The sequence below is a fragment of the Aliivibrio sp. S10_S31 genome (assembly GCF_014694495.1).
In the GTDB taxonomy this organism is placed as follows: domain Bacteria; phylum Pseudomonadota; class Gammaproteobacteria; order Enterobacterales; family Vibrionaceae; genus Aliivibrio; species Aliivibrio fischeri.
The window spans coordinates 1-255 of record NZ_JAAUWR010000153.1 but is presented as its reverse complement, the minus strand read 5'-3'; the positions used below and the strand labels follow the sequence as shown (position 1 = coordinate 255).

Genomic DNA, 255 nt, shown 5'->3' with positions numbered 1-255 from the left:
CAAGCGGGCTTATGCCATTGCACTAACCTCACGATGTCCAACCGTGATTAGCCCACCTTCGTGCTCCTCCGTTACTCTTTGGGAGGAGACCGCCCCAGTCAAACTACCCACCAGGCACTGTCCGCAACCCCGATAAGGGGCCAACGTTAGAACATCAAGCATACAAGGGTGGTATTTCAAGATTGCCTCCACAAATACTGGCGTACTTGCTTCAAAGGCTCCCACCTATCCTACACATGTAGGGTCAATGTTCAG

1 rRNA gene is annotated in these 255 nt (G+C 52.2%); it reads right to left on the bottom strand.

Annotation, left to right across the window (positions count from 1 at the left end):
- Window positions 1-255, bottom strand: a 23S ribosomal RNA gene (locus tag HC728_RS20025); the annotation flags it as partial.